Genomic DNA, 20,146 nt, shown 5'->3' on the forward strand with positions numbered 1-20,146 from the left:
AGGACGCCGGACCCAAAGTAACGATCGACCATGAATCTGCACAAGCAAACCATTGACGACCTCACGCTGAACGGCAAACGGGTGATCATCCGCGCGGACTTCAACGTTCCGCTCGACGACTCCCTCCAGATCACGGACGACACCCGAATCCGCTCGACCCTTCCCACCATCAATCGCGTCGTCGACGATGGAGGCAAGGTCATTTTGTGCTCGCATCTGGGCCGTCCGAAGAGCCGGTTCGACCCGAAATACAGCCTGGCGCCGATCGCGAAACGGCTGGGCCGGCTTCTGGGGAAGAACGTGACTTTTGCGCCGGACTGTATCGGCCCCGCTGTGGAGGGGCTCGTCGCGAAGATGAACCCCGGCGACGTCCTGCTCTTGGAAAATCTCCGCTTTCACGAGGGCGAGGAAAAGAACGACGAAAAATTTTCCAAGGCGCTGGCGTCACTGGGCGACGTGTATATCAACGACGCATTCGGCGCCGCCCACCGGGCCCATGCCTCCACGGTCGGCATCACCAAGTTTATTCCCGCTTCGGCGGCCGGCTTCCTCCTGAAGAAGGAAATCGAGTATCTCGAAGGCGCGGTGGCCAATCCAGTCCGCCCTTTCGTCGCCATTCTCGGTGGCGCCAAAGTCTCAGGTAAAATCGGCGTCATCGAAAACCTGGGGAAGCGCGTCGACAAGGTCATCATCGGCGGAGGCATGGCCTTCACGTTCCTCAAGGCCAAAGGGTTGGAGATCGGTAATTCGCTGGTCGAGAACGATATGTTGGATTTCGCCAAGGGGATCGAGGATCACGCGTTGTCGCGCGGGGTCAAGTTCTATCTGCCGGTGGATTGCGTGGTGGCGGCCAGCCGCGAGCCGGGTGCTGAAACAAAGATCGTGCCGGTCCAGGAAATTCCCAAGGGATGGTACGCGCTCGATATCGGCCCCGCTTCGGTCAAACTGTTCCGGGAAGCGGTTCAAAACGCCAAGACGATCCTCTGGAACGGACCGATGGGCGTGTTCGAAATCGATGCCTATGCCAGGGGTACGCTCTCCGTCGCTCACGCCGTCGCCGACGCCTATGCGCTCACGATCGTGGGCGGAGGCGAGACCGCCATGGCCGTACACCGCGCGGGCGAATCGGAAAACATCTCCTTCATTTCCACAGGCGGTGGCGCCGCGCTCGAACTGCTGGAGGGAAAACAGCTTCCCGGCTTGACCGCCCTTCCCGAACGGAAAGATTGACCGACCGCATCTGCTTGAACCGCCCCAACATCAGGACATCTCTTGCGAACACCGCTGATCGTCGGCAATTGGAAAATGAACAAGACGGCGTCGGAGGCCCGGACTTTCGTTCGTGAGTTCCGGCAATTATTCGAAACCTCCGCCGAGGCCGAAGTCGTCCTCGCTCCGCCGTTCACGGCGCTGGAATCAGTACGCTCGTCCCTTGGACCGACCTCTTGGATCGCGCTCGGCGCGCAGAATCTTCACTGGGAAGGGCACGGGGCCTTCACCGGTGAGATCTCCGGCACCATGCTTCTCGACCTGGGATGCCGCTATGTCATCGTGGGGCACTCGGAACGGCGCACGCTGTTTGGGGAGCGCAATGCGGACGTGCGGAAAAAAGTCCGCGCGGCGGTGACCTGCGGTCTTCGACCGATCCTCTGCGTCGGTGAATCGCTGACGGAGCGCGAGACGGGGCAAACGGAGAGGATCATCGCCGAGCAACTCTCCTCCGGCCTGGATCAGCTCACGGCCGCAGACTTAAAGGCGGTGGCCATCGCCTATGAACCGGTGTGGGCGATCGGAACAGGACGCGCCGCGACGGTTGCTCAGGCCACCCTCGTTCACCGATCGATACGAGCGTTTTTGGCCAAAGGCTGGAATGACGACGCAGCAGCCACGATGCGGATCCTCTACGGCGGCAGTGTCACGGCTCAGAACGCCGCCTCGCTGCTCGACGGCTCCGACATCGACGGCGCGCTGGTCGGCGGGGCTTGTCTCAATCCAGACTCGTTTGCTAAGATCATCGCCGCGGCGAAACGGAACCCGATCGGCTAAAATTCTGGAGGCCCATGCACACGTTGACCATCATCATTCATGTCCTTGCCTGTTTCCTGATGATCGGCGCTATTTTGCTTCAGTCCGGCAAGGGGGCGGAGATCGGCGCGGCGTTCGGGGGTTCGAGTCAGACGGTGTTCGGGAGTCGCGGCCCGGCTAACTTCTTGAGCAAATTCACGGTGGTGGTGGCGGCCGTATTCATGATCACCTCTCTCAGTCTTGCGATGTTGGTCAAAGAGCGGACGTTTTCTTCCACCGTTATCGATTTGAAGAAAAAGGAAGCTTCGCCGACCCAGGCCGACAAACCGGCGGGAGATTCCCACTCATCCGACGGTTCCTCATCATCCGGTCACTGAGCGGATCCTCGAAGTGACGCCGTGCACAACCACCCCGAGGCGGGATACGCAGACCGCCCTGGTGGGCTGGCCCTGTGACGGCGTCGCTGAGACAGACAGGAGAGTCCGAGCTAGATGCGCGTCAACCAGGATGCGTGGGCCGCATCCTCACCGCGCACGATGGAAAAGAAGGATTTCTGCAGACCCGTCGTAATCGGACCGGGTTTCCCGGTTCCGATTCGGCGGTTGTCAATTTCACGCACGGGGGTCAGTTCGGCGGCGGTTCCCGTGACGAACACCTCATCGGCAATATACATCTCGTCTCGAGTGAATCGATCCTCCATCACGACGATGCCCTGCTCTCGCGCCAGTTCGATGACGGAATTCCGCGTGATCCCCTCAAGAATGGAGGTCAACGGCGTGGTCTTGATCCGTCCCTTGCGCACGATGAAGATATTTTCTCCCGTGCCTTCAGAGACGTAGCCTTCGGGGTCCAGCATGATGGCCTCGTCGTAGCCGTCGGCTTTGGCTTCCCGCTTCGCGAGGATGGAATTGACGTAGTAGCCTGAGATCTTGCCCCGCGTCATCGACACGTTGACGTGGTGGCGAGTGAACGACGACACCCGAGCCCGCATGCCGTTGGCCAACGCGTCCTCGCCCAAATACGCTCCCCATTTCCATGCGGCAATGGCCAATTTGATCGGATTGTCACCGGGATACACCCCCATCGCGCCATATCCGATATAGACCAGCGGACGGATGTAACAGGCCTCCACCTGATTGATCCGCACGGTCTCGACGATCGCCTCCGCAACCTGCTTCTTGTCGTAGGGAATCGTCATCATACCGATATGCGCCGACTCGAAGAGCCGATCGACGTGCTCGTGCAGCCGAAAAATGGCGGAGCCTGACTTGCCTCGATAGCACCTCAATCCTTCAAATGCCGCCAGCCCGTAATGAAGAGAATGCGTGAGGACATGGATGTTGGCATCCGCCCAATCGACAAACGCTCCATCCATCCAGATCTTGCCTTGGGGTTCCATGATGGAAACGGACTATAGCAGCGGGCCGGAAGAAGCGTCAAGAATCCGCGGCCCACGACTCCGGTCGAGTGCGATTACCAGCCATTGAGGCCGGTGCGGGCCTGGCGGTTCAGCACCTCCGCGATGCGTCCGGCCGCCGCGGCGGTCTGATCGTCGATCCGCAACCCGAATTCATATTCACGTACCCACCGCACCGTGGCGCGGGTGATCTCGATGGGTGGCTGGTCTTCCTCAAGTTGGAACCGAACGCACAAATCAGTCCCGGCCTTGAGCGCATGATCCCCCAGCATCCGCATACCGCTACGCGACAAGTTCGTCACGACTCCCTTCCCGATCGCGGCTCCGCTTAGGTAGTAGGAGGCGCACCATGTCGGGATTCGCCGGTAGGTTCTGAGAACGAATGTTCTTGGGATCGGTCGGTTTGAGTGCCTTGCCCAAGTCTCCATGGCGTGCGATCCTCCGTGGTTGGATCTTATTCGCCGCCGGACTGGGCTTGAAAGCCCTCGAAAGGGGGAAGGAGCGGTCCTACGCCCCGCAACGCGCGAGGCTGCGGCCGCACCATTACCTTGACACTTTTCTCCGTGCTGTGATAGATACCTGTGTTTTGTCACGGAGGGTAGGGTTCATGTACGCTATCGTAGAAACAGGCGGCAAACAGTACCGGGTGGAACACGGCAGCCTTGTCCAAGTCGAGAGCCTTCCCGGTGAAGTGGGCGGCACCGTGGAACTCGACCACGTTCGACTCGTTCACGGGGACAAGGGGGTCGTCATCGGGCAACCCCTGGTCACGGGGGCCAAAGTCACAGCGGAGATCGTCAATCAGGGCCGGACCCGATCCATGATCGTGTTCAAGAAGCAACGGCGCAAGAACTACCGTCGCACAAAAGGCCACCGGCAGGGCTTTACCAAACTTCGGATCACTGGCATCCACACGGCCTAATCGTAAAGGATGATGCTTCATGGCGACGAATAAAGGCGGCGGATCATCGAGAAATGGACGGGACAGCAATCCGCAATATTTGGGCGTGAAGGCGTATGGTGGCGAAACGGTGAAGGCTGGTGCCATAATCGTACGCCAACGCGGCACCAAGTTTTTCCCGGGCTTCAATGTGGGCCTCGGCAAAGACCACACCCTCTTCGCACGTGTAACGGGCACCGTCAAATTCGAGGGCGGTCGCGCGCGGCAGAAGGTCAGCGTCTACCCCATACCGACGACCTCATAGCCGGCGCCCCTCCTTTTCACCACTACCGTCTCACTCGTCCAACAACGTCAAGGGGGCCTCGCGCCCCATGTGAGGTCTCCGGGCAGAACTGACCGGACACATTCCTGCGGATAGGCTCAGATGTTTGTCGATGAAGTCAGCATCGTGGTCAAGGCCGGACGAGGCGGCGACGGAGTGTGCAGCTTCCGGCGCGAGATGTTCGTCCCCCGCGGGGGCCCGGACGGAGGAGACGGCGGGAATGGGGGACACGTCATTTTCACGGCGTCACAACGCCTCACGACACTGCTCGACCTCCGATACCAACGGCACTACGAGGCGGAGGGCGGCCGGCCCGGCAGCGGATCCAATTGCACCGGCCGGACAGGACATGACGTGGTGGTCGCTGTCCCCGTGGGAACGGTCGTCTCTGACGAACACACCGGGGACGTGCTTGCCGACCTGACCGCAGACGGAGAGACGGTCACCATTGCGCACGGCGGAAGGGGCGGCCGCGGCAACAGTCATTTCGCCACCTCGACCAACCGGGTGCCGACGCGCTTTGAGCACGGCACCCAAGGGGAAGAGCGCGAACTCAGACTGAAGCTGAAACTGCTGGCCGACGTCGGGCTGGTCGGGTATCCGAACGCCGGGAAATCCACGCTCATTGCGGCCATCTCCGCGGCGCGCCCCAAGATCGCGGAGTATCCATTCACGACGTTGGTCCCGAACCTTGGAGTGGTGCGCTGGGGATCTGATCGCAGCTTTGTCGTCGCGGACATCCCCGGTCTGATCGCGGGTGCCCACGAAGGCAAGGGACTTGGGTTTCAGTTCTTACGCCATATTGAGCGGACATCCTTCCTGCTTCATCTGATCGATATATCCGAATGGTCGGCGGATGACCCCGTGACGAGCTTCGACGTCATGCGCAAAGAGTTGGAATCCTACGACGCCTCCCTGTCTGCGCGCCCCTTTGCGGTGGTCCCCACCAAACTCGATGCCGCCGGCGACCGGAGCAAATTGAAGGCGTTGCAGGCGTACTGCAAGCGCCGGAAGTACCAGTGTCTCCCCATCTCGGCCGCCACGAGAGAAGGGTTGTCGGAACTCGTCTCCTTCGTCGGACAACAGGTCGAGCACCTTCGGACCGTCGGATGCGCGACGAAATTCTGAGAACCGCCAAGCGGGTCGTGGTGAAGATCGGCAGCAGTCTGGTCTCCTCCAAAGACGCGGGACTCCATCCCGATCGGATCGACCGGCTGGCCGACGAGATCGCGATGCTCCGCGCCGACGGGCGCGAGGTCCTGCTGGTCTCGTCAGGCGCCATCGTCTCCGGCATCAAGAAACTGGCGTTGAAAGAATACCCGAGGAGCCTGCCGGTCAAACAGGCAGCCGCGGCCGTCGGACAGAGTCGCTTGATGTGGGCTTATGAGAAATCCTTTGAACGGCTCGGCGCCCAGGTCGCTCAAATTCTCCTGACGCATCAGGACCTCGCCGATCGACGACGATTCCTGAATGCCCGCCATACGCTGGCGGCCCTGATCGGATTCGGGGTGGTACCCGTCATCAACGAGAACGATACGGTGGCCGTGGACGAAATTCGGGTCGGCGACAATGATTCCTTGGCTGCGGACGTGGCTCACCTCGTGGACGCGGATCTGCTGGTCATCCTCTCCGATATCGACGGCCTCTTCACCCAAGATCCGAGGAAGAATCCGGACGCGGCGCTGATCCCGCTGATCCCTGAAATTACGGAGGACATCGAGCAACGAGCCGGCGTGTCTACCACGTTTGAAGGAACGGGGGGCATGGCCACAAAGGTTCGAGCGGCGAAAAAAGTCGGCGAATACGGCGTAGCGACGCTCATTCTCAATGGGCAACAGGCCGGCCTTCTGCCCTCCGTCCTAGCGGGTGGCGATGGGGGCAGTCTGTTCCTGCCCAGAGGGCGCCGGATGACGAGCCGCAAGCTGTGGATCGCCTTCACACTTCGGGCCCAGGGGCAACTGCTTCTTGATGCCGGAGCCGTGGCGGCGCTCGCGGAACGCGGGAAGAGCCTGTTGGCCTCCGGAATCATCGACGTCAAGGGTTCGTTCGAGGCAGGAGATCCGGTCAGTTGCCTCACTCAGGACGGAAAGGAATTCGCCAAAGGCCTGGTCAATTTCTCCTCCGACATGATCGCCCGCATGAAAGGCCTGAAGACGGCCGAAATCCAACAGCGGCTTGGTCCGCGGGAATATGACGAGATTATCCACCGGGACAATCTCGTCATCCTATAAATTAAACATGACGACGTTAATCACAGCAGTGCCTGTCATTCCCGCGAAAGCGGGAATCCAGGTCAGGACTGGATTCCGGGTCCAGCCCGGAATAACGAACAGGGCAGAACTTCTGTCGTTATGTAGCGTTGAATTGTAAGTTATGAATCAGTCCGATCCGGCATCAACGAGCTCGGCGCTCAACACGAACACTTCAAAACTCGACCGGCGATTGTGTCTATTCGGCGGAACATTCAACCCCGTTCACTACGGCCATCTGACGATAGCGCGGCACATTCGGCATGCCCTCGACTTCGATCGCATACTCTTCATTCCGACGTGCGACCCCCCTCACAAATCGGGCAAGGACCTCGCATCCGCCAAGGATCGTCATGAAATGGTCCGCCTGGCCATCGCTTCAGAAACCGGCCTTGCGATTTCCGACGTCGAACTCCGCCGGCCTGGGAAATCGTATACCGTCGACACCGTTCGGCTCCTCCGCGAAGAATACGGCTCCCAGACGGACTTGTTCTTTCTGATCGGACTGGATGCGTTCCTCGAATTTCCGACTTGGCGGGAATCGGACACGCTGTTGAAGCTCTGTTCATTCGTCGTGATGAATCGACCGGGGACCTCGTTTCAGGATTTAACTCGGGTGAATCCTTTTCAGACGCTTTCCAGAGAGTCCTTCGCGGCCTTGGATGCCGGCCAGATCTCACAATTGGACATTCCCCTCGGAGACCGACGGCTTGTGTGCCTGCATCTCACCCCCAGCGAGATTTCGGCTTCGGACATCAGGAGAAGGGTCCGGACGGGATTTTCGGTGGCAAATCTATTGCCGCCCACCGTGGAATCCTATATACTTCAGCATCACTTGTACGAATAAGAGGAATCCGATCGCACGAACACCGAAGGCCACGGCCCTTGCCATCGCGAAGGCCATGTACGACAAAAAGGCCACGGATATCGTCGTCCTGCACGTCGCCAAACTGACCTCGATCGCCGACTACTTGGTGTTGGCATCGGCGGATTCCGATCGACAGACCAGAGCGGTCGCCGATCATGTCGACGGGGTCCTCTCTCAAACCGGTTCCAATCCCCTCAGTATCGAAGGCAAGGCCTCATCGCAATGGGTGTTGATGGACTATGGGGACGTCGTTGTTCACATCTTCCGGCATGACGCCCGTCAGCACTACGGGCTTGAGCGTCTCTGGGCTGATGCCAAGCGTATCCCGGTAGAGGAAGGGACGTCAGATTCAGCGGCGGCAAAGCCCGCCCGCACCAAGCGGATGGCCATATCCAGACAGGCCTAGACCATGCTCAGGCTGCTCACCAGCATTTTTCTCATCAGCGCGGGTATTTTCGTCTACAGTTATTTCCGTGAGTTGAATCCCGGCACGCTGACCATCCATACGGGTCCTTCCTCGCAGTTCGACTTGAGCCCCGTCACGCTGGTGATCTTTTCCACGGCCGTCGGAGCGGTGTTGGTGGCCCTGGCGGTCGGCATGCGGCAAACTGTGCACGCCATCGGGACGTGGAGGAGTACACGTTTACAACGCCGGAAAGAGAAACTCGACGCGCTCCATCGCGAGGGCACGCACGCATTCATGTCCAAGCGCATCAGCGAAGCCATCGGACTGTTTGAAAAGGCCCTGGCAATCGATCCCAACCGGGTCGATTCCCTGCTCTGGCTGGGCAATATCTATCGCTCGGAGAACAATTTCTCGGAGGCGATCCGGCTGCATCAGTATGCCAATCGTATCGACGACCGCAACATCGAAATCCTCCTGGAGTTGGCCAAAGATTTGGAAGCCGCCAAGCGATACGAGGATTCTCTCCAGACCCTGCAGAAGATTCTACGCATCGAACCGGACAACCTGACGGCCCTGATACGCAAGCGGGACTTGTCCATCCGTCTCGAAAAATGGAGCGAAGCGCTGGAAATCCAGCATCGACTCCTGAAAGCCAGCCTGCCCGAATCCGAACGCCGCGCGGAGACGTTGTTGCTGACGGGGTGCATGTACGAGGTCGGACGCCAGCTGCTGGAGCGGGGGCATCCAGACAAGGCTAGGCGATACTTCCGCGGCGCGATTAAGAAGGACCGAACGTTTCTCCCGGCCTATATCGGCATCGGAGAAATCCTGATACAGGAAGGCAAGACCAAACAAGCCGTCGAAATTCTTAAAAAGGTCTACGCGAAGACGCACAACGTGATCATCCTACATCGCCTGGAAGAGCTGTTCCTCGAACAGGGCGAGCCGAGCGAAATCATCCGCACGTATCAAGACGCGCTCCAGCAGAACCCCAATGACTCCGTGCTGCAGTTCTATTTGGGCAAACTGTACTATCGGCTCGAAATGGTCGACGAAGCGTTCGACATTCTTTCGACGATCGAAGGGCCTCAGGATCAACTGGTCGACTACCACAAGATCATGGCCAACCTCTTTTTGCGCAAGCAACACATGGAGCAGGCGGTGGTGGAATTGAAGAAAGCGCTGCAGTTCAAGAAGCGCGTCGTCGTCCCGTACGTCTGCACTGCCTGCCAGCAGGAAACCGCCGAATGGGCCGGCCGCTGCCGGCGTTGCGGAAGCTGGAACAGCCTCGTGGCCCTTCCCTGGCTCGATGGGGATGTGGTATCCGCGGGAAAAGAGTCTCCCCTCCCGGTCCGCGCGGTTCCGTATCCGGGCATTGCTTCTCCGTTTGAAACCGTGTAGTTTTCTTCCGTTTCGACCTTCCGAGCCATCGACCCAGAGCACGAATCTCGCTGAAATTGAAAGGTCTCTGTATGACGGATTATTCGACCCTGGCCGCAAAAGCTCTTGACGATCAACCCCTGACGAGACCGGAAGCTCTCTCCGTCCTCACCGCACCGGACGACGAACTTCTCGCCCTACTTCACGCAGCATTCCAGGTGCGGGCCAGATATTTCGGCCGAACGGTCCGCCTGCAGATGCTCCAGAACGCGAAGAGCGGCGCTTGCCAGGAAGACTGTCATTATTGTTCCCAATCTTCCATCTCAACCGCTCCGATCGAACGATACAGTCTGCTCCCACAGAACCGCATGATCGAGGGTGCGCGAGAGGCCGCCGCTTCAAAGGCTCAACGGTACTGTATCGTCATCAGCGGCAGAAGCCCGCTGGACCGTGAGATCGACGAGATCGCCGGAGCCGTCCGTGCCATCAAGCAGGAAAATCCGATCCAGATCTGTTGCTCACTGGGGCTCATGAACGAACAGCAGGCGAAGCGGTTAAAGGCGGCGGGCGTGGATCGCGTGAATCACAATTTGAACACGAGCGAAGCGTTTCACGCCTCGATCTGCACGACCCACACGTTCCAAGACCGCCTCGCAACAATCAGGAATGCCCGGGCGGCAGGATTGGAAATTTGCTCGGGCGGAATCGTCGGCATGGGCGAACAGGACGAGGACCTCATCGATCTCGCCATGGCCTTGCGCGAGGTCAAGCCGGATTCCATTCCGCTCAACACGCTGCACCCGGTGGCAGGCACTCCGTTGGAGCATTGCGACAATCTCACGCCGCAACGCTGTCTGAAAGTCCTCTGCCTGTTCCGCTTTCTCCATCCACGCACCGAGATACGTATCGCCGGCGGCCGCGAACACAACCTCCGCAGCCTGCAGCCGCTCGCCCTCTATCCAGCCGATTCGGTGTTCGTGAACGGCTACCTGACAACCCCAGGCGCACCGGCTCCAGAGGTCTGGGGCATGATCGAAGATCTGGGATTCACGATCGAGGTGGACTACCAATCGGCTGCTGAAAAAGGCCCTCAGCTGCGTTCTCAGTCGCTCGAACCCCTCAACGTGCGGCACTGAGCACGCCTCGGGGGCCTCACTCCCTGCGGCCTTGCCGAGAACCTTTTTGAGCAGCCTCCGCAGCCGGTGGCAGGCTGATACGACGTCCTGTGGGCAGGAGAATCAGAAGACCTCGACCTCCACGCTGCATTGTCATCGCCGGTCCCAGTGGCGCGGGAAAGACGACTTTCGCGAAGGAATTCCTCCTACGCGAAGAAGAAGTCGTCCATTTTGGGCATGCCGACTTAATTGCCGGTGGCCTCTCACCTATCCGTCCGGAACTAGCGACTCGACAGGCAGAGCGCCTCGTGCTCTTGGAGCTGTCTCGATTGGCGAAGGCCAGGAAGAAGTTCGCGTTTGAAAGCACGCTGAGCGGCCGAACGTATCCTCGACTGCTGAAGAAGTGGAATACCGCTGGATACCGAATAGAGATCGTGTTCTTATCCCTGTCGTGAGTCCACCTGGCACCTCAACGAATCGCGCCCCGCGTTCGCCAAGGCGGTCATGATGTGCCTCGCGCAGATGTCATCAGACGCTTTCAGAGGAGTTGGAACAACTTCCGGAAACTCTATCGACCGTTAGCCGATAAGTGGTCCGTCTACGACAATTCCACGAACGTTCCGCTGTTGAGCGAGCAAACACGATGAAGCCGCCGAGACGAAAAATCACCCCAAATGCCTTTTCCCGCGCGGTTGGCCGTGCGCTCCGCAGAGCGGCGAAGGCAGCTCGCAAGACAGCCAACAAGAAACTCAAGTATTCTCCCGCCACGTCGTATGCCTCCACCGAGCATGGCGCAGTCACGGTGGCAAGATTCCTCAATTCGAGGCGAGCCGTTGAGGTGAGCATCTATGTGGTCCGAGCATTCATGAAACTCCGCGAGATGCTGGGCACGCACAGCGCCCTGGCTCAGAAACTCGCCAAACTGGAGCGTACCGTGGCAAGCCATGACGGACACACCAGGACGCTCTTTGAAGCTATCCGCCGCCTCACCTCACTCACTGCCTTGGACGGAGGAGCGGGCATGGAGAGATCTAACATAGCGGGCGCGCCAAACAGACGGCCGACGACGTGCCGCCGTGCGACAGCATTTCGACGCTTCGTCGAAGCTTTCGAGGAGCACGCGGCCAACAGTACGAATCGGATAGCCGTGCCTGATCATCGCATGATGGCGGAACTTGAATGCCCGCTCTTCCGACGTCGAGGCTATTCCTATCTAATACCCTCCGCAATGCTCTGTCTCGCAGTCCATCGGGCCGGAAGGTGACCCGCAATCCATGCCGCAGCTACCTCTATGGTTACCGCTTGCAAAAGTACCTCGATCGGCACGATCATACGAATCGTCCAGCGATGCTTCTTTCATCGATGATGACACTTCAAGTCAGCATGTAGCGGCCGGATTTCTTGGTGCCGCTGCGTTGAACCAGCCCCGCTTCCAGAAGCGGATGCAACAGATCCATGGTTCCTTGTTTGGAGACTCGCAGGCTCTCGCGGATTTCTTTGGGCGTCATCGACCGGCGGTTCATGAGTAACCGCAGCAACTGTTCTTGTCGCGGACGCAGCACCACCTTCGTCCGTGTGGCCCCGGCCCCCAGATGCTGAATGCGTGTCCAGACCCGATCGAGTGTGACCTGTAGCGCTCGTGCAGCGTACTCGATCCATTCCGTGAGGTCGTTCCCCTGTTTCCGCACATTCGCCAATGCGCCGTAATAGGCGGGACGGTCCTCGCTATAGACTTCGTCGACCGAAAAGATTTGGTGCGTATCGAATCCCCGGCGGCAGAGATCCCAGAGTGCCAGGGCTCGCCCCGTGCGCCCATTGCCGTCAGCGAATGGATGAATGTCCTCGAATTGATAATGGAGAACTGCGGAGGAGATCACCGGCGACAAGGCCCCGGCATCCCTGTTCCACCACGCCAGAAGTTCAGCCATCAATCCGCCCACGAGCTGCGGCGCTGGGGGCGTATACGGTCCCACATAGACCTGAATGTCTCGATACCGACCCGCGTCGCCTTGGTCCATCACTCAGGTGGCGAGAATCTTGTGTAGCGCGAGAATATCCTGGTGGGTAATCCGTTTTTTGTCCGCATGACGCTCAATATGGCGGAGCCCTGCAAGGTAATTCAGGACTTCTCGTCGTGCGCGCGGCGCTTCGGTAGGCAGTTCATGCCCCTCTTCGATGAGCCAGACCTGCTCCAGCGTCAAGGGATTGCCTTCGATCGCCGTCGAGCCATGGGTATGTCTGACGCGCGCCTCGTGTTGGAGAGCAGGTATCCATGGGACTTGGACTGTCGCAGCGAGGATTCTCTCCCGCAGTACCGCGATCGCCTCGAGTTCGCCGACGAGTCGTGCGGAGACGGTGAATTTCGGCTGAAAGGACATGCTCACAGGGTATGTATGAGTCAAGTTATGGGTCAACCCTGCACGCGTCGAACGAGCACCGCGTTTCTCATATCCACTGTGGTCTGGCAGAGCGCGGAGCAACTTCACCGTAGGAGCGGGGACCCGCCGAGACTCAGCCGAGAAGGAAAGCTGGAACTGACTGAGATCCTGCGGTCGCTGACCGCAGTCGATGGAATTCCAGAAGGGCGCGAAGCGCAGATTCCGCTCGGCTGAGTCCGGAAGAGTCGCTCCGAGAGGTGAGGAAGCGACTGCGCTCCGCCAGGCCGCTATTCCTGCCTAATACCCTCCGCAATGCTCTGTCTCGCAGCCCATCGCGCCGGAAGGTAACCCGCAATCCATGCCGCGGCCACTCCTATGGTTACCGCTTGTAAAGGTACCTCGATCGGCACGATCATGCGAATCGTCCAACCGAAGGACTGTTTGTTGATCACGGTGACGAGAATCCAGGCCAAGCCAAGCCCTCCCATCACACCCAACACCGCGCCGATCACACCAAGATAGACCGCTTCCCACAGGACCAATCGTTCGACTTGCTTCCGACTCGCCCCGATCGCCTGCAGCGTGGCAAGTTCACGCCGTCGCTCCAGGACGGCGGTCACCAGCGTGTTCACGATACCGAGCACCGCCACCAGGACCGCGATCAGCTCCAGCACATAGGTCAGGACGAATGTGCGGTCGAAGATGTCGAGGATTTCCTCCCGCAGCTCCTTGTTCTTGATCACCATCGGCGGCAAGGCGCCATCCTGTCGTCCGGCAAAGGTCCGGACCATCGCGGCCCGGACGGTCTCGCTATCGGCTCCGGGTTTGAGATAGACGGCGAACACCGTCACGGCGTGGTCGCGCCAGAGCCTCTGGTAGACGGCGCGGTCCATGACCATCTTGCCGCCGTCCGTGGCGTAATCGTAAAAGATCCCTTCCACCGGCACGCTCTGTGGCCCCTGCGGACTCTGAATACTCACGCGGCCGCCCGCTTGCACTCCCAGTCGGTTGGCCAGCACTTCAGAGATAAGAACTCCTCCCGATTCGGCAGCCCGGGTCAGTGCGGCCGTCGAATCGCCCCGCACGAGAAGATAGCGACTCCGTTGGGCATGCAGCCGCATATCCCGTGACACCAGCATGGCAGGTCGGCCTTCGGCCTCCACCTGCACGTTCCGATAGGTGTCGACCGCCGCCACACCTTCGAAGGAAGCGAGATCTGAAACCAGCGAATCGGGAAGCGCACGGGCCGCATGACCGACCTGTTGCCCTTGCAGCCAGCCGAACGGCGCCACAATCAAGTCGGCCATGACCGTTTCATTCACCCAGGTCTCCACGGTTTCGCGAAAGCTGCGAACCATAACCACGACCCCGATCATGATGGCAAGTCCGACCATCAAGGCCGAAACGGTCACCGCATTGCGGCCCGGATGTCGCGCGGCATGCTCAGCAGCCATCCGACGCAGCCCGCCCTCCAGTGCGAGGGACGCATTGTCCTGGGAAACCCTGTCGCGTCCCAACGCCTGGATACAGACCGGCGACAGAGCCACCAGCGATCCAAGAAGGCAGAGGGTTGCCAGATATCCGAACACGGGAAGACCGTTGATCGGTCCCGGCATCGACAGCACACCGGCACAGACCAGTAACAGCACGCTGACCGCCAGAAAGCGACGGCTCCGGACTCGCTGAGTCTCTTCGTAATCTCCCGGCGCCAGGGCACGAACCGCCACGGTTCGCGAGGCCTCCAGGCTCGGAGCCAACGCGCCCACCATCGCAACCATCGTCCCGAACACCGTGCCGTTCAGCATGGCCATGCCGGTTTGCGCGTCCAACCAGGACGTCGGATCCCCCGTCCCGAGCGGAACGTAGAGGTCTGAGATGGTGCGGCTAACCAGCGCCATGAGCGCCCGTGACACCCAGACACCGCCGATCCCTCCCAGCATGCCGCCAATGAAACCCAGCATCCCTCCTTCAAGAAGAAACAGCAGCGCGATCCGGCGTTCCGGCATTCCAAGGGCGCGATAGATGCCGATCTCGCGCCGCCGCTGGGTCACGGCGAAGGCCATCGTGTTGTAAATGAGGAACGTTCCGACGAGGAGCCCGACCCAGCTCAATACCGTCAAATTGAGCTGGAACGAGCGCACCATATTCTCCACCTGTTGCGACCGTTGGGCGGGCCGTTGTACGACAAGGTGCGGCGGAAGGACGGCACGGACGGAGGCCGCGACGTCATCCACATTCCATCCCGCCTCCGTGACGATATCGATCCGATCCAACCGGCCGATCGCGGCGAAGTTCACTTGCGCCGCGGCGATGTCCATGGCAGCCGATCGGTCCCAGAGCGATCGAGAACCCTCCGTCCCTTGAATCAGTCCTGCCACCCTCAGGCGGAGGTTGCCTCCGCCGCCTTGCACGTCCAAGAGACTGCCGACATGGAGTTTCCATGAATCGGCCAGCGATCGACCGAGATAGACGGCATCGGCCGAGACGACATCCTCGAGCGTCCGTTCTCGATGTTCCTGAGTGACCAGGAATCTTTCGCTTGGGGAACCCAACTCGGCTAAGAGGTCGATGCCGAAGATCTGCAGCACCTCGCCTCGGTGCTCTCCGGTTTGCACCACAACGCCCTGCTCCAGAAACGGAGCGGCGCTCTCCACCCCAGGAACATGGCGTACGGACCTGATCACTGTCTCGTCCACTCCAAGGTCGTGACCGATGACTTCCAGCGTTGCCGCTCCGGAGACGGCTCGGACCGATCGATCGAAGGATTGAAGCACTCGCACGTTGGCCGTGCCGATCGACACGGACGCCATCACGCCGAGTGCGACCCCGACGACGCTGAGCACGTTTCGGACCGGCCGTTCGCGAAAATGGGCCAGAATCAGCGATGCAGGCACTGACCAACGGACTGGCATTCCAGCCGACTCCTCGTCGCTGAGGTGAGCAACCGATGACTCTCGATACGCTGCGGATCAGACCACAGGAGGACGGGCCTGCAGGTGCGGGATTTAGTAGTTTCGTTTACAGGGTTTCCCGCCTTTGTTAGACTCGCTTCAACACATCACGAGATCGAAGGTGAGAGCCGCATGAAAAGTGTGTTGCGTCGTAAAGTCGAGCCGGTCGCAGAAGAGATCGATCTCGGAATGCTCACTCCGCGTCAGCGGGACATACTTCGGCTGGTTTCCGTCGGTCATACCAATCGTGAAATCGCCTCCGTGCTGCGGATCAGCGTCCGCACCGTCGAAGTTCACCGATTCAATCTGATGCGCCGCCTGAACGTCAGAAACGTCGCCCAACTTCTCAGACGAGCGCTCCAACTCGGCTTGCTCTCCAAGTCGTTCGGCAAATAACGTCACACAGGCATCCTCCTCCTGAACTCTTCCGGCGCTCAGCTACGTGACCCAGAACCGTCCCGTGACGAACCCGGCAATACGGGGCCGAACTTCCTTTCAAAGTTCCTTGAGTCTTCCGCGGCACTCCGCTATCGACTGATAGCCCTTATCGCGAAGGGCGGCCGCGAGTTCCTTCTCCAAGCGTGCGAACACGTCGATGCCTTCATCGACCAACACGGTGCCGACTTGCACGGCCGAGGCGCCGCAGAGCAGGTGCTCGAACGCATCCCTCCCGTTCATGATGCCGCCCGTGCCGATGATCGGCATGCGTCCGTTGAAATGCTTCCAGAAGGCCCGGACGTTCGCCAGCGCAACCGGTTTGATAATGGCGCCGCCTAACCCTCCGAACCCGCCCTTCGGCTTGATGACGACGGTTTCGGTCTCGGCATCGACGACGAGCCCGTTCCCGACTGAATTGATGAGATTCAGAAAATCCACGCCGCAACGACCGATCACGTTTCCCATCAGCATATGATGCGCCGGATCGAAATACGGGGGCAGTTTCACCCCCATCGGAACCGTCACAATCTTTCTCACGCGCTTCATCAAACGCTCGGACGCCTCGGCGTCGTAGCCGATCTGCGGTTTACCCGGGATATTCGGACAGGACAGATTCACTTCGATCAAATCCGGCCCGGCGGCATTGATGACCTCTGCGATGATTGGGAAGTCGTCTTCGGCCAGACCTGCCACGCTGGCGATGACCGGCTTGCCGAACCGCTTCAAGTCCGGAATCAACTCGGCATAGGCGCGATAGCCGAGATTGGGCAGCCCCATTGAATTGATCGAACCGCCCGGGAACCCGTAATACCGCGGCGACGGGTTGCCCTGGCGAGGCTCCACCGTCATAGATTTTGTGACGATCGCCCCGGCGTGCGACCGTCCCAACGCCGACAATTCCTCCCGCGTCACGCATAACGCACCGGATGCGTTCATGAAGCAACCGGCAAACTTGATCCCCGCAATCGTCGTCGACAAATCCATCGACCTACCGCCCCAAGAGAAGGAGGTTCGGCGCGGTCCGCTCGACCAGACGGCCGTCCCTCATGATCCACACATAGTCCGCCGCGCCCGCGGCCTCGCGACTGTGGGTCGCCAGAAGGACGGTCCGGCGATCCTGATCGGCCAGCGTCCTGAGGAGATCGACGACGGCCGCCCCCTGCTGCGAATCCAGATTGCCCGTCGGCTCATCAGCCATAACCAGCTTGGGGCCATGCACGACGGCTCGTGCAATGGCGATGCGCTGCTGCTCTCCTCCGGACAATTCCCCGGGACGGTGGCGGCGACGATGGCTCATTCCGACGAGACTGAGCACCTCTTCAACACGCTTTCGCATCGTTCCGCCCCGCTCGCCTCTCAACAGCAGCGGAAAGGCCACGTTCTCTTCGGCGGACAGTCCAGGAATCAGATGAAATGCTTGGAAGACAATTCCAATCTCCTCCCGCCTGACCTTCGTCCAATCATCGGATGAAAAACGTCCGGTCGCTCGCCCGTTCAGAATGATCTCCCCAAGCGTAGGGCAGTCCAGACCGGCAACCAGGTTGAGCAACGTGCTTTTACCGCACCCGCTCGGTCCGATGAACGCGCAAAATTCTCCCGCCGCCACCTCCAAGCTGACCCGATTCACCCCGGTGATGGAGGTGGATCCGCGCTGATAGATCTTCGAAACCTGATCAAGCCTGAGCATCATGGGTATCGGATCACTTCCGTATAACACAACCATTTGAAGGGCAACAACTTGACAGGCGCCGTGTTTTTTTCTAGAAGAAACGGCATGTTCCGAACCGGCTTCCTCAGCCTCTGCCGCCAGGCGGTGCGGTTCATCGTTCCGGTCGATTGCCTGACTTGCGGCGCACGTTTGCAGGGCGATCCCGTCCCGGAATTCTGTCGGCACTGTTGGGAGTTGATCGTACCATTGAAAGGGCCGAGCTGCGCTCTCTGTAACCAGCCCTTCGTCTCGCAGGCCGCCGTCTCATTCTCGCCGGATCATCACTGCCAAGACTGTCTGGATTACCGACCCGCCTTCACGAGGGCCTGGACGCTCTATCCCTACCTTCCTCCGCTGCGGGAAGCCATTTGCGCATTCAAGTATCGAGGGAAAGTCGGATTGGCCAAGCCCTTGGCGCGTCTGATGATCGACGCCCTACCCTCGGGTCTCGAGGTCGATCTCATTCTGCCGGTCCCCTTGCATCCGAGCCGGTTGCGAAGCCGGGAATTCAATCAATCCTTGCTCCTTGCGGACCAACTGGCACGGCATCTCAATCTGCCGGTATCGATCGGCGGACTCACGCGGGTGCAGGCCACCGACCCTCAAACCACGTTGCCTCGGAATATGCGACTGAAGAATGTGCGGCGCGCGTTTTCGGTACCCAGGCCCCACATGGTCGCCGGTCGCCGAATCCTGCTGATCGACGATGTCTTTACGACCGGCGCGACGCTCCACGAATGTGCGGCAGTCCTGTCGGCGTCCGGAGCGCAATCCGTCCTCGCTCTGACGCTTGCCCGCACGATTGGTCCGTTGTTCGTTCCGGATCGCCGCTTCGTGGAGGAGCCGGCTCAACCTTTCTCGGTTCTGGGACTGTAGCACATGCCGTTGTACGAATATCTGTGCCTCGACTGCCGGCGTCGCACCACCGTGCTTCAACTGAGCATCACCAATCCTAGACCGGTCTCGTGCGATTCTTGCGGGAGCGCCAGGCTCTCGCGTCTGATGTCCCGTTTTGCGTCACCGAAATCCGAGGAGGCCAGGCTCGAATCCCTTGCGGACCCGAATACCTTAGGCGACCTTGACGAAAGCGACCCCGAGAGCATGCAGCGGTTCATGAAGAAGATGGGCGACGAAATGGGTGAGGATTTCGGAGAGGATCCGTCGGGTGCCCTGGAAGCTGCCGATGAATCCTCGCCGAATCTGGACGATATTGGCGGGCAATGACCGTCATTGTCATATGTTTTCACTTGACACGCTCGCGACTCTCGCATACCCTGATGCCACACTAGAGGCGGTCTGCTCTATGGTTCCTTTTCCATCCTGGACGGTGAATGGCTGGGAGTTCCAAGAGCGAGTTGATGACGGCGGAAGAGACCTGCCGATATCTCAAGATCACCCAGCGAACGCTCTATCGCTACCTCCAGAGCCGTCGGATTCCCGCCTTCAAGCTGGGCAACCAGTGGCGATTCGTACGGTCCGATCTCGAACAGTGGATTCGGAGTCGAGTCAGAACGCCGTTCAACGACTAAGCCCAAGGTGGCATTGATGTTTGCCGGCGAGTACCTCTGTAAAGTCGACGAGAAGGGTCGGTTCATCGTCCCCTCGCCCATCCGGGAACAGGTTGAATCCGAGGGGCGCGCCGTCGTCTTTATGAAGGGCCCGGAGCAGTCGATCCTGATCTATTCCATTAAGGAATGGGAGAAGGTGCTTGAGCGGAGCAAGGCCACGCTCGATGAAGACCAGAGCCGGCTGTTCATGCACTTCGTGGTTTCGGAAGCGGGAACCTCGGAGATCGACAAGACCGGTCGGATTCTGATCCCCGGTCGACTGAGAAAACTGGTTCCGCTCGACGAGGACCAGGAGATCATCCTCGTCGGCCTGTACCACCGCATGGAAGTCTGGAACCCCAGCGAATGGCGAAGATACCTCAGCCGATCCGAAGACCGGTATGAACAAGACATGGCGAAGATTCTGAATCTCCTGTAGCC

Annotated in this window: 23 protein-coding genes; 16 read left to right on the forward strand and 7 right to left on the reverse strand. The window is 59.7% G+C overall.

Annotation, left to right across the window (positions count from 1 at the left end; translation table 11 throughout):
• Nucleotides 1–30: 30 nt before the first annotated feature.
• The 3 genes from P0111_13275 to secG are packed head-to-tail and all read left to right on the forward strand — an operon-like array spanning nucleotide 31 to nucleotide 2,402.
• On the forward strand, nucleotides 31–1,230 hold the full coding sequence (locus P0111_13275) for a phosphoglycerate kinase (GenBank protein MDF0644995.1): 1,200 nt from the start codon (nucleotides 31–33) through the stop codon (nucleotides 1,228–1,230).
• Nucleotides 1,231–1,272: 42 nt separating this feature from the next.
• Nucleotides 1,273–2,046, forward strand: coding sequence for a triose-phosphate isomerase (tpiA, locus tag P0111_13280; GenBank protein ID MDF0644996.1), 774 nt, complete (start codon nucleotides 1,273–1,275; stop codon nucleotides 2,044–2,046).
• Nucleotides 2,047–2,060: 14 nt separating this feature from the next.
• The gene (gene secG / locus P0111_13285; GenBank protein ID MDF0644997.1) at nucleotides 2,061–2,402 is read left to right on the forward strand and encodes a preprotein translocase subunit SecG; all 342 of its coding nucleotides are present in this window, start codon (nucleotides 2,061–2,063) and stop codon (nucleotides 2,400–2,402) included.
• 110 nt (nucleotides 2,403–2,512) lie between these two features.
• Here the strand turns inward: secG and P0111_13290 are convergent, their stop codons facing one another.
• Nucleotides 2,513–3,424: a branched-chain amino acid transaminase gene (locus P0111_13290; protein ID MDF0644998.1), complete on the reverse strand. Its 912-nt coding sequence runs from the start codon at nucleotides 3,422–3,424 to the stop codon at nucleotides 2,513–2,515.
• A gap of 74 nt (nucleotides 3,425–3,498) precedes the next feature.
• Nucleotides 3,499–3,870, reverse strand: a complete 372-nt coding sequence (locus P0111_13295; protein MDF0644999.1) for a PilZ domain-containing protein — start codon at nucleotides 3,868–3,870, stop codon at nucleotides 3,499–3,501.
• Between the two features lie 179 nt (nucleotides 3,871–4,049).
• On the opposite strand from P0111_13295, the gene rplU reads away from it, so the two are divergent.
• The 8 genes from rplU to bioB all read left to right on the forward strand — a co-directional run bounded on the left by rplU (nucleotide 4,050) and on the right by bioB (nucleotide 10,704).
• Nucleotides 4,050–4,364 carry a 50S ribosomal protein L21 gene (gene rplU, locus P0111_13300; protein MDF0645000.1) on the forward strand — a complete coding sequence of 105 codons (315 nt, stop codon included), beginning with the start codon at nucleotides 4,050–4,052 and terminating at the stop codon, nucleotides 4,362–4,364.
• 19 nt (nucleotides 4,365–4,383) lie between these two features.
• Entirely contained in the window at nucleotides 4,384–4,647 is a 264-nt protein-coding gene (rpmA, locus tag P0111_13305; GenBank protein MDF0645001.1) for a 50S ribosomal protein L27, read from the forward strand.
• 120 nt (nucleotides 4,648–4,767) lie between these two features.
• Entirely contained in the window at nucleotides 4,768–5,793 is a 1,026-nt protein-coding gene (gene obgE, locus P0111_13310) for a GTPase ObgE (protein MDF0645002.1), read from the forward strand.
• Nucleotides 5,775–6,896: a glutamate 5-kinase gene (gene proB / locus P0111_13315; GenBank protein MDF0645003.1), complete on the forward strand. Its 1,122-nt coding sequence runs from the start codon at nucleotides 5,775–5,777 to the stop codon at nucleotides 6,894–6,896. Before obgE ends, proB begins: the two co-directional genes overlap by 19 nt.
• Nucleotides 6,897–7,038: 142 nt before the next feature.
• Entirely contained in the window at nucleotides 7,039–7,761 is a 723-nt protein-coding gene (gene nadD, locus P0111_13320) for a nicotinate-nucleotide adenylyltransferase (GenBank protein MDF0645004.1), read from the forward strand.
• Nucleotides 7,762–7,804: 43 nt separating this feature from the next.
• Nucleotides 7,805–8,188 carry a ribosome silencing factor gene (gene rsfS, locus P0111_13325; GenBank protein ID MDF0645005.1) on the forward strand — a complete coding sequence of 128 codons (384 nt, stop codon included), beginning with the start codon at nucleotides 7,805–7,807 and terminating at the stop codon, nucleotides 8,186–8,188.
• A gap of 3 nt (nucleotides 8,189–8,191) precedes the next feature.
• Nucleotides 8,192–9,589 (forward strand): tetratricopeptide repeat protein, encoded by a 1,398-nt coding sequence (locus P0111_13330; GenBank protein ID MDF0645006.1) that lies wholly within the window; start codon nucleotides 8,192–8,194, stop codon nucleotides 9,587–9,589.
• Nucleotides 9,590–9,660: 71 nt separating this feature from the next.
• Nucleotides 9,661–10,704, forward strand: a complete 1,044-nt coding sequence (bioB, locus tag P0111_13335; GenBank protein MDF0645007.1) for a biotin synthase BioB — start codon at nucleotides 9,661–9,663, stop codon at nucleotides 10,702–10,704.
• A 1,352-nt stretch (nucleotides 10,705–12,056) separates the two neighbouring features.
• Here the strand turns inward: bioB and P0111_13340 are convergent.
• The 3 genes from P0111_13340 to P0111_13350 all read right to left on the reverse strand — a co-directional run bounded on the left by P0111_13340 (nucleotide 12,057) and on the right by P0111_13350 (nucleotide 15,973).
• A complete protein-coding gene (locus P0111_13340; GenBank protein MDF0645008.1) occupies nucleotides 12,057–12,701 on the reverse strand; it encodes a Fic family protein in 645 nt (214 codons plus the stop codon).
• Between the two features lie 3 nt (nucleotides 12,702–12,704).
• A complete protein-coding gene (locus P0111_13345; GenBank protein ID MDF0645009.1) occupies nucleotides 12,705–13,061 on the reverse strand; it encodes a hypothetical protein in 357 nt (118 codons plus the stop codon).
• Nucleotides 13,062–13,348: 287 nt separating this feature from the next.
• A complete protein-coding gene (locus P0111_13350; protein MDF0645010.1) occupies nucleotides 13,349–15,973 on the reverse strand; it encodes an ABC transporter permease in 2,625 nt (874 codons plus the stop codon).
• 171 nt (nucleotides 15,974–16,144) lie between these two features.
• Between P0111_13350 and P0111_13355 the strand changes: the two genes are divergently transcribed.
• Complete coding sequence (locus P0111_13355; GenBank protein MDF0645011.1) at nucleotides 16,145–16,408, forward strand: LuxR C-terminal-related transcriptional regulator; 264 nt, start codon at nucleotides 16,145–16,147, stop codon at nucleotides 16,406–16,408.
• 99 nt (nucleotides 16,409–16,507) lie between these two features.
• On the opposite strand, the gene P0111_13360 is transcribed toward P0111_13355, so the two are convergent.
• Nucleotides 16,508–17,434 (reverse strand): dihydroorotate oxidase, encoded by a 927-nt coding sequence (locus tag P0111_13360; protein MDF0645012.1) that lies wholly within the window; start codon nucleotides 17,432–17,434, stop codon nucleotides 16,508–16,510.
• A 4-nt stretch (nucleotides 17,435–17,438) separates the two neighbouring features.
• Nucleotides 17,439–18,140 (reverse strand): ABC transporter ATP-binding protein, encoded by a 702-nt coding sequence (locus P0111_13365; GenBank protein MDF0645013.1) that lies wholly within the window; start codon nucleotides 18,138–18,140, stop codon nucleotides 17,439–17,441.
• An 84-nt stretch (nucleotides 18,141–18,224) separates the two neighbouring features.
• On the opposite strand from P0111_13365, the gene P0111_13370 reads away from it, so the two are divergent.
• From P0111_13370 to P0111_13385, 4 genes are all read left to right on the forward strand, one after another.
• Nucleotides 18,225–19,034: a ComF family protein gene (locus tag P0111_13370; protein ID MDF0645014.1), complete on the forward strand. Its 810-nt coding sequence runs from the start codon at nucleotides 18,225–18,227 to the stop codon at nucleotides 19,032–19,034.
• A gap of 3 nt (nucleotides 19,035–19,037) precedes the next feature.
• On the forward strand, nucleotides 19,038–19,382 hold the full coding sequence (locus P0111_13375; protein MDF0645015.1) for a zinc ribbon domain-containing protein: 345 nt from the start codon (nucleotides 19,038–19,040) through the stop codon (nucleotides 19,380–19,382).
• A gap of 107 nt (nucleotides 19,383–19,489) precedes the next feature.
• A complete protein-coding gene (locus P0111_13380) occupies nucleotides 19,490–19,687 on the forward strand; it encodes a helix-turn-helix domain-containing protein (protein ID MDF0645016.1) in 198 nt (65 codons plus the stop codon).
• A 16-nt stretch (nucleotides 19,688–19,703) separates the two neighbouring features.
• Entirely contained in the window at nucleotides 19,704–20,144 is a 441-nt protein-coding gene (locus P0111_13385; protein ID MDF0645017.1) for a hypothetical protein, read from the forward strand.
• The last annotated feature ends 2 nt before the right edge of the window (nucleotides 20,145–20,146 follow it).

It is taken from the genome of Nitrospira sp. (genome assembly GCA_029194535.1).
Taxonomy (GTDB): domain Bacteria; phylum Nitrospirota; class Nitrospiria; order Nitrospirales; family Nitrospiraceae; genus Nitrospira_C.

Bases quoted from the DNA above. Each gene is read 5' to 3' on its own strand.
- P0111_13295 (MDF0644999.1), bottom strand. From the start codon at position 3,870: ATGGAGACTTGGGCAAGGCACTCAAACCGACCGATCCCAAGAACATTC.
- P0111_13345 (MDF0645009.1), bottom strand. From the start codon at position 13,061: ATGTCCTTTCAGCCGAAATTCACCGTCTCCGCACGACTCGTCGGCGAA.
- P0111_13355 (MDF0645011.1), top strand. From the start codon at position 16,145: ATGAAAAGTGTGTTGCGTCGTAAAGTCGAGCCGGTCGCAGAAGAGATC.
- P0111_13375 (MDF0645015.1), top strand. From the start codon at position 19,038: ATGCCGTTGTACGAATATCTGTGCCTCGACTGCCGGCGTCGCACCACC.
- rplU (MDF0645000.1), top strand. From the start codon at position 4,050: ATGTACGCTATCGTAGAAACAGGCGGCAAACAGTACCGGGTGGAACAC.
- P0111_13290 (MDF0644998.1), bottom strand. From the start codon at position 3,424: ATGGAACCCCAAGGCAAGATCTGGATGGATGGAGCGTTTGTCGATTGG.
- P0111_13330 (MDF0645006.1), top strand. From the start codon at position 8,192: ATGCTCAGGCTGCTCACCAGCATTTTTCTCATCAGCGCGGGTATTTTC.
- P0111_13365 (MDF0645013.1), bottom strand. From the start codon at position 18,140: ATGATGCTCAGGCTTGATCAGGTTTCGAAGATCTATCAGCGCGGATCC.
- nadD (MDF0645004.1), top strand. From the start codon at position 7,039: ATGAATCAGTCCGATCCGGCATCAACGAGCTCGGCGCTCAACACGAAC.
- P0111_13380 (MDF0645016.1), top strand. From the start codon at position 19,490: ATGGCTGGGAGTTCCAAGAGCGAGTTGATGACGGCGGAAGAGACCTGC.
- rpmA (MDF0645001.1), top strand. From the start codon at position 4,384: ATGGCGACGAATAAAGGCGGCGGATCATCGAGAAATGGACGGGACAGC.
- proB (MDF0645003.1), top strand. From the start codon at position 5,775: ATGCGCGACGAAATTCTGAGAACCGCCAAGCGGGTCGTGGTGAAGATC.
- obgE (MDF0645002.1), top strand. From the start codon at position 4,768: ATGTTTGTCGATGAAGTCAGCATCGTGGTCAAGGCCGGACGAGGCGGC.
- P0111_13350 (MDF0645010.1), bottom strand. From the start codon at position 15,973: ATGCCAGTCCGTTGGTCAGTGCCTGCATCGCTGATTCTGGCCCATTTT.
- bioB (MDF0645007.1), top strand. From the start codon at position 9,661: ATGACGGATTATTCGACCCTGGCCGCAAAAGCTCTTGACGATCAACCC.
- P0111_13340 (MDF0645008.1), bottom strand. From the start codon at position 12,701: ATGGACCAAGGCGACGCGGGTCGGTATCGAGACATTCAGGTCTATGTG.
- P0111_13370 (MDF0645014.1), top strand. From the start codon at position 18,225: ATGTTCCGAACCGGCTTCCTCAGCCTCTGCCGCCAGGCGGTGCGGTTC.
- P0111_13275 (MDF0644995.1), top strand. From the start codon at position 31: ATGAATCTGCACAAGCAAACCATTGACGACCTCACGCTGAACGGCAAA.
- P0111_13385 (MDF0645017.1), top strand. From the start codon at position 19,704: ATGTTTGCCGGCGAGTACCTCTGTAAAGTCGACGAGAAGGGTCGGTTC.
- secG (MDF0644997.1), top strand. From the start codon at position 2,061: ATGCACACGTTGACCATCATCATTCATGTCCTTGCCTGTTTCCTGATG.
- P0111_13360 (MDF0645012.1), bottom strand. From the start codon at position 17,434: ATGGATTTGTCGACGACGATTGCGGGGATCAAGTTTGCCGGTTGCTTC.